At 75.1% G+C, this 13494-nt stretch carries 9 protein-coding genes; 3 read left to right on the forward strand and 6 right to left on the reverse strand.

Translation table 11 applies throughout. The features are described from left to right. Window positions 1–306: 306 nt before the first annotated feature. On the forward strand, window positions 307–1440 hold the full coding sequence (locus ACF1AG_RS11395) for an RNA polymerase sigma factor (protein ID WP_391809686.1): 1134 nt from the start codon (window positions 307–309) through the stop codon (window positions 1438–1440). A gap of 88 nt (window positions 1441–1528) precedes the next feature. Here ACF1AG_RS11395 and sucD read toward each other — a convergent pair whose 3' ends face one another. The 6 genes from sucD to ACF1AG_RS11425 all read right to left on the reverse strand — a co-directional run bounded on the left by sucD (window position 1529) and on the right by ACF1AG_RS11425 (window position 10379). Then, window positions 1529–2413, reverse strand: coding sequence for a succinate--CoA ligase subunit alpha (gene sucD / locus ACF1AG_RS11400; protein WP_359602615.1), 885 nt, complete (start codon window positions 2411–2413; stop codon window positions 1529–1531). A 27-nt stretch (window positions 2414–2440) separates the two neighbouring features. Then, complete coding sequence (sucC, locus tag ACF1AG_RS11405; RefSeq protein ID WP_359602617.1) at window positions 2441–3622, reverse strand: ADP-forming succinate--CoA ligase subunit beta; 1182 nt, start codon at window positions 3620–3622, stop codon at window positions 2441–2443. A gap of 571 nt (window positions 3623–4193) precedes the next feature. Then, on the reverse strand, window positions 4194–4799 hold the full coding sequence (locus ACF1AG_RS11410; protein WP_359602618.1) for a hypothetical protein: 606 nt from the start codon (window positions 4797–4799) through the stop codon (window positions 4194–4196). A gap of 854 nt (window positions 4800–5653) precedes the next feature. Next, window positions 5654–6832, reverse strand: a complete 1179-nt coding sequence (locus tag ACF1AG_RS11415) for a VWA domain-containing protein (protein WP_359602620.1) — start codon at window positions 6830–6832, stop codon at window positions 5654–5656. Beyond that, window positions 6829–9225, reverse strand: coding sequence for a DUF5682 family protein (locus tag ACF1AG_RS11420; RefSeq protein ID WP_359602622.1), 2397 nt, complete (start codon window positions 9223–9225; stop codon window positions 6829–6831). Before ACF1AG_RS11420 ends, ACF1AG_RS11415 begins: the two co-directional genes overlap by 4 nt. Then, a complete protein-coding gene (locus ACF1AG_RS11425; RefSeq protein ID WP_359602623.1) occupies window positions 9222–10379 on the reverse strand; it encodes an AAA family ATPase in 1158 nt (385 codons plus the stop codon). The genes ACF1AG_RS11420 and ACF1AG_RS11425 overlap by 4 nt, the downstream gene beginning before the upstream one ends. Window positions 10380–10512: 133 nt before the next feature. Here ACF1AG_RS11425 and ACF1AG_RS11430 point away from each other — a divergent pair, with 133 nt between their 5' ends. Beyond that, the gene (locus ACF1AG_RS11430) at window positions 10513–11676 is read left to right on the forward strand and encodes a hypothetical protein (protein ID WP_359602625.1); all 1164 of its coding nucleotides are present in this window, start codon (window positions 10513–10515) and stop codon (window positions 11674–11676) included. Between the two features lie 124 nt (window positions 11677–11800). Continuing rightward, window positions 11801–13435 (forward strand): DUF5691 domain-containing protein, encoded by a 1635-nt coding sequence (locus ACF1AG_RS11435; protein WP_359602626.1) that lies wholly within the window; start codon window positions 11801–11803, stop codon window positions 13433–13435. Window positions 13436–13494 lie beyond the last annotated feature (59 nt).

Below are 13494 nucleotides of genomic sequence, written 5' to 3' on the forward strand. Positions count from 1 at the left end.
GCGCCGGGTCCATGCCGCGAGTCGAAGAACTCGACCGAGTTGGACGGCGAGCGGGCATCGGATGGCGGACCGGAGCCCGGGAACGGGCCGGGGCCGGAGGACGGCCCGGCCTCGGACGACCGGCACGCCTCCCCGAACGGCACGGCGTCGGAGCGGAAGGCGGGGCCGACAGGTGACCCCCGGCCGGGCTGGGGAGCTGAGCCCGGGCACGGGTCAGCGCCGGAGCCGGAGGCTGTGCCGGCGAGCGAGCCCGAGTGGGGGAACCGAGACGGGTCGGCGCGCGGGACAGCACCCGATCGGCAGACGATGCCGACCGGCAACCCCGAGCGGGACGCGACACCGACCGGCGACCCCAAGCGGGAGACGACGCCGACCGGCAACCCCAAGCGGGAGACGACGCCGGCCGGCAGCCCCGCGCCACGGCGCGAGGCAGCGCCTCGGCAGGACGCGGTGCCGGCGAGCGACCCCGCGTCGGCGGGCCGGGGGCCGTGCAGCGGTGGGGACCTGCCAACGCCGGGCGGGGCGGACCATGGCGGTGGGCGTCGGCGTCGGTGGCCGCGGCCCTCCTGGGCGCGGGTGTTGCGGCCGTCGGGGCGGGAGCGTGCGTCGGGGGTGGTCCCCGTCGCGCGGGGGGCGGGGCCGTATCTGACGCCCGCGCAGGCCTTCGACGCGCTGTACGCGTACTGCGCCCCCGCCCTCGTCCGGCAGGCGTACCTGCTCACCGGGCGGCGCGACCTCGCGCACGAGTCCGTGGAGCGGGCTTTCCAACGGGCGTGGGACCACTGGCCGGAGGTGGCCCGCGACCCGGACCCGGCGGGGTGGGTGCGGGCGGCCGCGCACGACTGGGCGCTGTCCCCCTGGCACCGCCTCCGCCGCCGCTACCGGCACCCCGAGCCCCCGCCGCCCGAGGAGGACGACCGCACGCTGCTGGACGCGCTGCTGAGCCTGCCGCCGCCGTACCGCCGCACGCTCGTGCTGTACGACGGCGTCGGCCTGGACCTGCCCGAGACCGCGGCGGAGACGGAGGCCAGCACGCGGGCCGCGGCCGGGCGGCTGATGCACGCGCGGGAGGTCCTCGCCGAGCGGCTGCCGGAGCTGGCCGATCCCGGGGAGCTGCACGACCGGCTGGCGGAGCTGGCGTCCACCGGCCGGACGCGGGCGGCGGAGCCGGCGGCGGTCCGCGGCGGCAGCGAGCGCCGGGCGCGTCTGTGGACGCGGACGGCGGCGGCCGTGACCGTCGTCCTGATCGGCAGCACGGCCATGACCCTGCGCACCGCGCCCACGCACTACGTACCGCCCGTGCCGCCGGGCGAGACGGTGCGGGGCGTGCCTCCCCGGGTGGCGCCGGGACCGCTCTCGGACGAGCAGCGCGAGCTGCGCGACTACCTGCGCAAGGCACTGCTCGACGGCCCGGAACGCCTCTCCCCCCAGGCCCGCTGAGCCGCGCCCCGCGCAGGAGAAGACGGGTGGGCCCGTCCCCCGCCAGGGGAACGGGCCCACCCGTACGATGCGCTGTCGCGCCGGCGATTCAGCCGGCGAGGATCGCGCGCGCCAGCTTGGCGGTCTCGGTCGGCGTCTTGCCGACCTTGACGCCGGCGGCCTCGAGGGCCTCCTTCTTCGCCTGCGCGGTGCCGGAGGAACCGGAGACGATGGCGCCGGCGTGACCCATGGTCTTGCCCTCCGGCGCGGTGAAGCCCGCGACGTAGCCGACGACCGGCTTGGTCACGTTCTCCTTGATGAAGGCCGCGGCCCGCTCCTCGGCATCGCCGCCGATCTCACCGATCATCACGATCAGGTCGGTCTCGGGGTCGGCCTCGAACGCGGCGAGCGCGTCGATGTGCGTGGTGCCGATGATCGGGTCGCCACCGATGCCGACGGCGGTCGAGAAGCCGATGTCACGCAGCTCGTACATCATCTGGTACGTCAGCGTGCCGGACTTCGAGACCAGACCGATGCGGCCCGGCTTGGTGATGTCGCCCGGGATGATGCCCACGTTCGACCCGCCGGGGGTGATGATGCCGGGGCAGTTCGGGCCGATGATCCGGGTCTTGTTGCCCTTCTTGCCCGCGTACGCCCAGAAGGCGGCCGAGTCGTGCACGGCGATGCCCTCGGTGATCACGACGGCCAGCGGGATCTCGGCGTCGATGGCCTCGACGACCGCGTCCTTGGTGAACTTCTCCGGCACGAAGATGACGGAGACGTTGGCGCCGGTCTTCTCGATGGCCTCCTTGACGGTCCCGAAGACGGGTACCTCGGTGCCGTCGAAGTCCACGGTCTGACCCGCCTTGCGCGGGTTGACGCCGCCCACGACGTTGGTGCCGTCACCGAGCATGAGCTTGGTGTGCTTCATGCCCGTGGCGCCGGTCATGCCCTGGACGATGACCTTGCTGTCCTTGTTGAGCCAGATAGCCATGGTGTGTTGTGTCCTCGTCCTGAGTGCTTACTTGGCGGCGTGGGCCAGCTCGGCGGCCTTGTCGGCCGCGCCGTCCATGGTGTCGACGCGCTGCACCAGCGGGTGGTTGGCGTCGGTGAGGATCTGCCGGCCGAGCTCGGCGTTGTTGCCGTCGAGGCGCACGACGAGCGGCTTCTCGACCTTCTCGCCGCGGTCCTCCAGCAGCTTCAGGGCCTGGACGATGCCGTTGGCGACCTCGTCGCAGGCGGTGATGCCGCCGAAGACGTTGACGAAGACGGACTTGACGTCCGGGTCGCCGAGGATGATCTCGAGGCCGTTGGCCATGACCTGGGCGGAGGCGCCACCGCCGATGTCCAGGAAGTTGGCCGGCTTGACGTTGCCGTGCTTCTCACCGGCGTACGCGACGACGTCCAGGGTGCTCATGACGAGACCCGCGCCGTTGCCGATGATGCCGACCTCGCCGTCGAGCTTGACGTAGTTGAGGTTCTTCTCCTTGGCGGCGGCCTCGAGCGGGTTCGCCGCGGCCTTGTCGTGGAGCTCCTCGTACTCGGGGTGACGGAACTCGGCGTTGTCGTCGAGCGACACCTTGCCGTCCAGGGCGATGACGTCGCCGGAGGCGACCTTCGCCAGCGGGTTGACCTCCACGAGGAGGGCGTCCGACTTGATGAAGGTGTCCCACAGCCTGATCAGGACGTTGGCGACCTTGTCCGCGACCTCGGCCGGGAACTTGGCGGCCTCGACGATCTCGCGGGCCTTCGCCTCGTCCACGCCGTCGATGGCGTCGATCGCGATCTTGGCAACGGCGTCCGGACGGGTCGCCGCCACCTCCTCGATCTCCATGCCGCCCTCGACGGACGCGATGGAGAGGAAGGTGCGGTTGGCACGGTCGAGGAGGAAGGAGACGTAGTACTCCTCCAGGATCTCCGGGGCCGTCTCGGCGATCATCACCTTGTGGACCGTGTGGCCCTTGATGTCCATGCCGAGGATGTCGGTCGCACGGGCCACGGCCTCGTCCGCGCTCGCGGCCAGCTTCACGCCGCCGGCCTTGCCGCGGCCGCCGACCTTCACCTGGGCCTTGACGACGGACTTGCCACCGAGACGCTCAGTGGCTGCGCGGGCCGCCTCAGGCGTGTCGATGACTTCACCGGCCAGCACCGGTACATCGTGCTTGGCGAAGAGGTCCCTCGCCTGGTACTCGAACAGGTCCACGCGCTTCCGTCCCTATCAGTGATCTCGCGGTTCGTTGGATGCGTGGGCGTGCCGCGAAGGGCAACGTGACGTCCGCTCTGTCACAAGGGAGGCGCACACGGTGTCCGAGCGCGCGGCATGTCCGTCTCGCAGGTTATCGCCGCATGGGGGGAGCCTCTAAATCGCGGGTCACACGTGAGCGGTGATACCTGTCACATGATGTCGCCTTCTCCGGCACCGCGTGCCGCGCGTGAGGGGCCTCACCGGGCTGGGGTTGGCCCGGTGAGGCCCTGCCGAACAACCCGGACGGGCAGTGACGCCCGGGGCCGGGATTGCGGGGCGGCCGGCCTCCATTCCCCAATGGCGGCCGGTCTCCCCTCCGCGAGGTCGCGGCCGGACGAACCGACGGCTTTCGGCTGTCCGGTCCTGATGCCCCGCGGAGTCCTTTGTTACCCGTGAGTCAGGAACGGGTGACAGGCGGGTGCGCGCCGGAGGACGTCGGGACGGCCGGTCCACGGCGGTTTCGGCCGGGACGGGGCGTCTGTCCGTACGGACGGCTGCGCGCGCCTGCGCGGGAGGGTCGCCGTCCGGCCTAGGCGGGCGGGACGTGGACGTCCCGGCTGTGCTCGCGCGTGCGGGGGGTCTCCGCGGGCGCGGCGGCACCCGGCAGGAGCCGGGGCACGGGCCGGTGGGCGGCGGGCACGGCACCGGCGTCGGCGTGCCGGGCGGTGCCCTGGTCGGCGGACGACCGGCTGCCGGGAGCGCCGTCGCCCTCCCCGCTGTCCGTGGGGACGAAGGGCGCCTGGAGCGGGGCGGCCGTCGTCCGGGAGGCGGGGATCACCTCAGCGGCGGTGGGAGCGCCCTCGGGGGCGGCCACGGTGGGCCGGGGACCGTGGGTGACGTGGGCGGCCGGTACGGCGGGGGTGTCTGCCGCGGTCGGCGGGGGCACGGGTGCCTGCTCGCCGGGGGAGGCCGGAACGGGGAGGAGATGCGCGGGGAGGCCCGCGAGCCCCGCGGGACCCGGAAGGGCGGGCAGGGCCGGAAGGGCGGGAAGCCCCTGCAACACCGGGGGCGACAGCACAGCGGGCTGCTCCGGCACGGGCAGGGACACAGCGGGCAGGGACACGGCAGGAAGAGACACGGCAGGCAGGGACACGGCAGGCAGGGCCGAGGTGGCGGCGCCCAGTTCCTGGGTCACGCCACGGACCACCTGCCCGACGGGCCGCAGAACGTGTCCGAGAGGCCTCTCCGCAGGGCCCTGCTCCGTGCCCGACTGCTCGGCGGTCGGCTGCACGACCCGTTCCACGACAGTTCGCACCACGCGCTCGTCCGCGACACGCACCGCCTCACCGAGAGACAGCGCGGTCCGCTCCTCTCCCGGTCGGGCACCGGCCGCGGCCCCGGGCCGCGCCGCCCGCTCACCGCCGGGCGCCGCGCCCGACGTGACCGCAGACCGCGAGCCCCGCGCATCGCCCACCCGCGCGCCCGGCTCGGTCACGGGCTGTGCAACAACCCCGGCGCCAGGCCGCGAGCCCCGCTCGCGCACCACCAACTCAGCGCCGGGCACAGGCCGCAAGGCCTCCTCTGGCACCACCGGCTCAGCCCCGAGCACAGGCCGCGAGCCCCGCTCGCGCACCACCGGCTCCTCCGCAGAGCTCCCCTTACTCCCGGCCGGCTTCTCGGCCGCTGGCGTGTCGCTACCCGCCGTGAGGCCGTTCAGCACGGACCCGACGCTCCCGGCGTCCAGCCGCACGACTCCGGTGGACGGGCCGTCCGCCGCCTGGGCCTGCTCCCCGAACAGGACGCCCATGACGAACACCGCCCCCGCCACCAGCGCCAGCCGAACCGCACGCCTGCGAGCCGCGGCGCGCACCACACGCGCGGCGGCCCCGGGCACGGCTGTTGCTGACCAGGTCGACAGGGCGTTCCCTCTCCGGACTGCGGGGACCACCGGACACCTTCACGGGTCCTCGATCGAACGCCCCCGATCCTTGCACGCGACGCCCGCGGTCCCGCAACCCCCGTGTCACCGATGGGCACTCATGTCCGTTTTCAGCGCGCGGAGTCCGGCCCGGCCGCTCCGGCGTCCGGTATCGGCAGCGGCCGCCTTTCGATCGCCGCCGCCATCACCTCGGGGAAGAGGTCGGGGGTGCAGGCGAACGCGGACGCGCCCAGTGCCGCGAAGGCCGCCGCGTGCTCCCTGTCGTACGCGGGCGCGCCCTCGTCGGAGAGAGCGAGCAGCGACACGAACTGCGCGCCGGACGCCTTGATCGCCGCCACCCGCTTCAGCATCTCGTCGCGTATTCCTCCTTCGTAGAGGTCGCTGATCAGCACGACGACCGTGTCGGCGGGCCGGGTGATGCGCGACTGGCAGTACGCGAGCGCCCGGTTGATGTCCGTGCCGCCGCCGAGCCGGGTGGCGAAGAGGACGTCGACCGGGTCGTCCAGACGCTCGGTCAGGTCGACGACCTCCGTGTCGAAGACGACGAGCCGGGTGGCGACCGCCCGCATGGATGCGAGCACCGCCCCGAACACCGAGGCGTACACGACCGACGAGGCCATCGACCCGGACTGGTCCACGCAGAGCACGACCTCCTTCTTCACCGACCGCGAGGCCCGCCCGTAACCGACGAGCCGCTCCGGCACGACCGTGCCGTGCTCGGGGAGGTAGTGCCGGAGGTTGGCGGCGACGGTGCGGTTCCAGTCGATGTCGTGGTGGCGGGGCCGGCGGACGCGGGCGCCGCGGTCGAGGGCGCCGGTGAGGGTGGCCCGGGTGCGGGTGGCGAGCCGCTCCTCCAGGTCCTCGACGACCTTGCGCACGACCTCCCGTGCCGTCTCCCTCGTCGTGTCGGGCATCGCATGGGTGAGGGAGAGCAGCGTGCCGACGAGGTGCACGTCGGCCTCGACCGCCTCCAGCATCTCGGGCTCCAGCAGCAGCGTGCCGAGGCCGAGCCGGTCGATCGCGTCACGCTGCATGACCTGGACGACGGAGGCGGGGAAGTACGTGCGGATGTCACCGAGCCAGCGCGCCACCGACGGCGCCGACGCCCCGAGTCCTCCCGCCCGCTCGCGCCCCGCCGTGGGGGTGTCGTCCCTGCCGTAGAGGGCGGTGAGGGCGTCGTCGACCGCGGTGTCCTGTCCGGACAGCGCGCGTCCGGTGCCGTCGGCCGTGTCGCCACCGAGCACGAGCCGCCACCGGCGCAGCCGCTCCCCCGCCGTGTCCTCCGTCATCGCCGCACCACCGCTCCCTCCCCGCGCGTCTCATCGTCGCCGTCCGGCCCCAGCAGCAACCGCAGCACCGGCAGGACGGCGTCCGCCCGCGCCTCGTCCACACCCGGTCCGAAGCCGGGCGCGCCGGCCGCCGCGGTGTCCGTGCGGTCGCGCCGCCCCGGTCCCCGACGCACCGACTCCCCGAGCGTGCGCCGCACCCTCGGCTCGTACGCCGAGAACGTCCGTCGCAGCAGCGGCAGCACGTCCGTGAACGCCTCCGCCGGGACCGCCGTCAGCCACCGGTCGACCAGGCCGAACAGCCGCTCGTCGTGGACCAGCAGCAGCCCGCCGCCGGAGCCGCCGACGAACCCCTCGATCCACGCGGCCGCGTCCGCCGGAGGCGTGCCCGGCGACAGCACGAGCCCCATGAGCCGCGCCGCCTCGTCCGGCGCCAGCTCGCCCTCGTCGAGCAGGAGGCGCACCGCCCGCCCGCGCAGCACCCCGGGCACGGTGTCCCGCGTGGACAGCGTCCGCAGCACGGCCCGCCAGCGTGCGCGGAGTCTCCCGTCGCGCGCCGCGGGGACCTCGCCGAGCAGGCCCAGCGCGCCGTGCACCGCGTCGACATGACCCCGCATCTCCTCGGCCGCGTCGGCGTCCAGCCCGGCGCAGGCGGGGGGCAGTCCGACGAAGACCCGCTCGGCGAGGCCCGCGGCGACCTCGGCGAGGGCGGCGGTGTCGGTGCCGCGGACGTCGCCGTAGCGCAGCGAGCGGACGAGGGCGGGCAGTGCCTGCGCGAGGTGGGCGACGTCGGTGTCGAGCGCGGCTCGGTCGGCGAGGACGCGCATCACCACCGGCAGGGCGCCGGGCAGGGCGGCCATCAGGCAGTGCTCCGCGAGAGCGGTGACGTCGGCGAGGCCGCGCGCGGAGACCGCGTCCGCCTCCGCCTTGGCCGTCGCGGCGGCGAGCACGGTCGTCCCCCACACCCCCGCCTCGGCGGTGCGCACGGCCAGCTCGGGCTCCCAGCGCAGCCGCCAGGTCTCCCGGAAGGTGCCGGTGCCGGAACGTGAGGCGGCCGGGCGTCCCCAGTCGATGCCGAGCAGCCGCAGCCGGTGCAGCAGCCGGCTGCGCTCCGCGCCGGTCTCCTCGCGCAGGTCGAGGTCCAGCTCCCGCTCGGCAGCCTCCGGTCTGAGCCGCAGCCGGCGCCGGGTCCGCTCCAGGTCCCGCTGCAACGGCACCGCCGGCACGGTGTCCGGCACCTCCCCCAGCACGTCGCCGACGACCAGCCGGTCGCGCACCAGCGCCAGCGGCACGTCGGAGCCCTCGCACATCACCGCCCGCACGGCGTCGGTGGCCTCGCCCAGACCCGGCAGCGGCCGTCCGCGCATCGCGGCGAGGGTTTCGGCGAGCCGCACCGCTTCGATGACATGGCCGGGCGACACGGTGCGGTCCTCGGCCCGCAGCAGTCCCGCGACCTTGGTCAGCCAGCGCTCGACCGGCCGGTCCGGGGCGGCGAACAGATGCGCGTACCACCCGGGTGAGTCGATGCCCGCGCCGTAGCCGCCGGCCCGGGACAGCCTGCGGTGCGTCCACGGCACCCACGTCATGTCCGTCTTCACCTTCGGCAGCCCCTTGAGCAGCGCCCGGTCGGCCGCCACGCCCGTACGCCGCCGCAGCGCGGGCACGTGCCACGCCCCGCAGACCACGGCCACGCCGTCCTCGAACTCCCGTTGCGCGTCCCGTATCCGCAGCCGCATGTGGGCCTCACGGATCAGGTCCCGCCCGTGCCCACCGCTGCCGTACGTCTCCCGCAGCAGCGTCATGGCCTCCTCCAAGGCCGTGAAGGGCGCGAGCGCGTCGCCCTTTCCCGCGCCCCGGTGTTCGACGACGTCCTCCCACCAGCGCTCGGCGTCGTCGTACCCGGCGGTGTCGGCGAGCACCCCCAGCGGGTCGACCCGCACGTCCTCGTCCGGGGGGCCCTGCTCCGCCGCCCCGGCGTCCGTGCCGCCGCCCTCCCCGTCCTTGTCCTCCTGGTCCTTGTCCTGCTCGTCCCGGTCCTGCTCGTCCTGCTCCCAGGCGAGCGTGTGGGCGGCCGGCAGGTCGATGAAGCGGGCGGGCACTCCGTGCTCCAGCGCCCAGCGGAGCGCGACCCACTCCGGCGAGAACGCGGCGAGCGGCCAGAACGCCGACCGACCGGGCTCGTCCACGGCGTGGGCGAGCAGGGCGACCGGCGGACGCATGTCCTCCGCCGCGGCCAACGGGATCAGCGGATCGGCCTCGGGCGGGCCCTCGACGAGCACGACGCACGGCCGAGACGCCTCCAGCGCGGCCCGCACGGCCTTCGCCGACCCGGGCCCGTGGTGCCGCACGCCGAGCAGCAGCGGCTGCCCCGCACCCTGCGCCCGGCCCCTGTTCACGCGCCGGCCTCGCGGCAGGCACGGTAGAAGTCCGACCAGCCGTCGCGTTCGCGGACGACGGTCTCCAGGTACTCCTGCCAGACGACACGGTCCGCCGCCGGGTCGCGGACGACCGCCCCGAGCACGCCCGCGGCGACGTCACCGGCCCGCAGCACGCCGTCGCCGAAGTGGGCGGCGAGGGCCAGACCCCCCGTGACGACGGAGATCGCCTCGGCGGTCGACAACGTGCCGCTGGGCGACTTCAGCTTCGTCCGCCCGTCGGCGGTCACGCCGTCACGCAGCTCCCGGAAGACGGTGACGACCCGCCGGATCTCGTCGACGCCGTCCGGCACCGCCGGCAGGTCCAGCGACCGCCCGATCTGCTCCACACGGCGGGTGACGATGTCGACCTCCGCCTCCGGTGTCTCCGGCAGCGGCAGCACCACCGTGTTGAACCGGCGGCGCAGGGCGCTGGACAGCTCGTTGACGCCTCGGTCGCGGTCGTTGGCCGTGGCGATCAGGTTGAAGCCGCGGACGGCCTGCACCTCCTGCCCGAGCTCCGGGATCGGCAGTGTCTTCTCGGACAGGATCGTGATCAGGGAATCCTGGACGTCGGCCGGGATGCGGGTCAGCTCCTCGACGCGGGCCGTCCTGCCCTCCGCCATCGCCCGCATCACGGGGCCGGGGACGAGGGCGTCGCGGCTGGGGCCGTGGGCGAGCAGCCGGGCGTAGTTCCAGCCGTAGCGGATAGCCTCCTCCGGGGTGCCGGCCGTGCCCTGCACCAGCAGCGTCGAGTCGCCGCTGACGGCGGCGGCCAGGTGCTCGGACACCCAGGTCTTGGCCGTGCCGGGCACGCCGAGCAGCAGCAGGGCACGGTCCGTGGCGAGGGTGGTCACCGCGACCTCCACGACCCTGCGCGGACCCACGTACTTGGGGGTGATCACCGTCCCGTCCGGCAGCGTCCCGCCGAGCAGGTAGGTGGCGACGGCCCACGGCGACAGGCGCCAGCGGGCGGGGCGCGGGCGGTCGTCCTGGGCGGCCAGCGCGGCCAGTTCCTCCGCGAAGGCGTGCTCGGCGTGCGGACGCAGGGTGTCCGTCCGCCCGGTGCCGGTGTCCGCGGGCACGGAGCCGTTCCGCCGCGGGTCGACGGACGTCGGTTCTGCGGACACAGACATGGCTGGGTCCCCCTCCAGCTCGGCCGGTTCGGATCTGTCACCCACCGTGCACCACGCCACTGACAATCACCCCCGGCCTGCACACATACCCGGCCGACACGGACTGTCAGTGGCGGGGCCTACCGTCGAGGACATGAGTGATCGGGGGGTGCGCCGAACCGTGACGCAGGTACCGGCACAGGCATGTGACGCCGCGTCGGCCGGCGCGGGTGAGGTTGTGCCGGACGGACTCGCCGAGCCCTCGTCCGGCACGGCGGGCGAGTCAGTGCCGGGCGGGTCCTGCGAGCCCTCGCCCGACGAACCGGACGCCGCGGCCTCCGCGTCCCCACCGCCCGTCTCCCCACCGCCCGTCTCCCCCGGAGCCCAACGGCGGGCCGGGCGGCGGGCCGAGCGAGTCACCGCGGGGGCGACCGAGCTGGAGCAGCGTCTCGCGGACCTGCTGCGCGGCGGGCTGATCTCGGCCGAGCAGTCCGGTAGCGCCCTGTGGGAGGAGACCGCGGCCCGCATGGTCGACGCGCAGGCCCCGGGACTGGCCAACCGCGTCCGGGAGTTGGGGGCGCTTGCGTACGCCGGCGCAGGCGCCCCCGTACGTCTGCTGGAGGAGTGCGCCCTCCTCCATCTCCTGGCCCGGGCCTGGCTGCGTCGCGACCGGCTGCCCGAGCCGCTCGCCGCGACGGTCCGCTCCCGAGTCGGCCTGACCGCGTCGCCGGAGGGCCCGGCGATCCGCGACGACTGGCTCGTCCTCGCCCAGTACGACACCTCCGACGGCCACCTGACCACCCGTCGCATCTGGCTGCACGGCACGGCGTCCGGCCGTACGGCGCTGCTCCTCTCCTACGGGGCGGCGGGCCGCGCCCCCGACCTGACCCTCCCGGCCGGGCCGGCGGTCGACGCGGAGCTGACCCCTTACCCGGGCGCCGGGCAGCCGCGGATGGCGCTGACCGAGCGGTTCGGGCCGCCCACGCCGACGACCGTGCGCCCGCCGGGCACGACGACGTCCGGGGCGCTCGCGCGTTACGGCGCCGCGTTGCGCGACGACCCGTGGCGGGAGTCGGTCCCGGTGACGCTGGACCGGGTGGTGCCGGTCCAGGACGGTGACGGCTGGCAGCTCGCCGACGCCGACGAGGACCACGCCCTGCCGGTCGGCGCGGCGGCCCGGTCCCGCGCGGGGCTGTGGCGGCTGGTCGCCCTCTCCGGTGGCGCCCCGGTCCGGGTGTTCGGCGAGTGCGGCCCCCGCGGTTTCACTCCCCTGGCGGCCTGGCCGCAGGGTCCGGGAGAGGTGGTACCCCTGTGCTGACCTGCCACTTCCGCGCCTCAGTCGCCTCCGGCCCCGCCACCCCCATGCATCTTTCGGACATCGCTGGACACTCGGTGCGCGTGAGTCTTCGACCGCACCGGGACCCCCGTCGGAAAGGAAGCTCATGAGCAGGACGACCGCCACCGGGGCCGCGTCCCTCCCGGACCACTGGGAGGAGCTGCTGACCTCGGCTCTGCTGGGCACCGACCGGCGCACCCCGCCGGGCGCGGCGCCCGGATCGCAGGCGCCGTCGGACCTGCTCGACGCGGCCGCAGCGGCGACCGTACGGCGTCGGGCCGGGCTGCGGCCCGCGCGGCCCGCCGAGCGGCTGCGGCCCGCCCCGGAGGACCCGCGCGCTCCGCTGCCGCCCGCCGCGGCACACAGGCTCGCGGCGCTGCTCGCCGACCGCCCCGGCGCGTCCGGCGGCGGCCGCCGGGGCGCGGCGCCGGACCTGACGGAGCTGCTGCCGCAGTGGCTCCAGGCGGCCAACGCCCGTGGCTACGCGGCGCCCCCGCAGGCCCTGCCCGCACTGCTCGACGCGGCGCGGGGCCGCACCGACCTGCGTCCGGCGGCGCTGCGGTTCGCGGGCCCGCGCGCGCTGTGGCTGGCCCGGCTCAACCCGGACTGGCGGTTCGCCCTGCGTGCGGCCCCCGGCGGCGGCCCCTCGGCACCCGATCTCCGTGACCCGCAGGGCATACGGCGACTCTGGCAGGAGGGCCTCTTCGCCGAGCGGGTCACGCTGCTCACCGCCCTGCGTTCCCGTGACGCGGCGGCCGCGCGCGCCCTGCTGGAGGAGACATGGGCGACGGAGCGGGCCGAGGACCGGCTGATGTTCCTGGACTCCCTGCGCGCCGGACTCGGCCCGGACGACGAGACCTTCCTGGAGCGGGCGCTGGCCGACCGCAGCCGCAACGTACGGGCGACGGCGGCCGAACTGCTGTCTGCGCTGCCCGCCTCGGCACTGGCCGCACGGATGGCGGTGCGCGCCGCGGCGTGTGTGGCGGTGGACCGCACGCGGGACGTGCCGACGATCGTGGTGGAGGCGCCGCACGAGTGCGACGCGGCGATGGAGCGCGACGGTGTGGTGGCCAAGGCGCCGGCCGGACGCGGGGAACGCTCGTGGTGGCTGGGCCAGTTGGCGGAGGCGGCGCCTCTCGGCACCTGGCCCGGGCGGCTCAGCGGGCGTACGCCCGAGGAGATCGTGGCGCTGCCGGTCGCCGACGGCTGGCAGGGCGAGCTGCACGCGGCCTGGTGCCGGGCGGCGGTGCGGCAGCGGGACGCGGCCTGGTCGCGCGCGCTGCTCGGGGAGCCGTCCGCGCCGGAGGCAGGCGGTCCGGGAGCGGTGTCCCTCGCCGAGCGCGCCCGGCTGCTGGCCACTCTGGACTCCGGTGAGCGGGCGGCGTGGGTCGCCGGGTTCATCGAGACGCACGGCCTGTCCGAGGCGTTCCAGTTGCTCGGGGTGTGTGCGGTGCCCTGGGCCCCGCCGCTCGGGCGGGCCGTGGTCGACGCGCTCAACATCGCGCGGGACGCAGGGAGTTATCCATGGAGTTTCAGCGGAGTCATGGGCCTGGCCGAGCGCTGCCTCGACCCGTCCGAGGCGAGCCGTCTGGACGCGCTGCTGGCGATACCGGACGAGCCGGAGGACGCGGCGCCCGGCGCCGGGAGCTACTGGTCGGAGGCGTTCCGGCGCCTGGTGACCACGTTGCGGCTGCGCGGCGCGATGCTGGCGGAGCTGGCTCCGGAGGACCCGGCGCCCTGACCGGGCCGGCCGGCCTCGTCAGGCCCACGCTCACCGCCGCAGCAGGGTGGGGCGGAGCA

The sequence above is a fragment of the Streptomyces sp. NPDC014764 genome (assembly GCF_043082785.1).
In the GTDB taxonomy this organism is placed as follows: Bacteria; Actinomycetota; Actinomycetes; order Streptomycetales; family Streptomycetaceae; genus Streptomyces; species Streptomyces althioticus.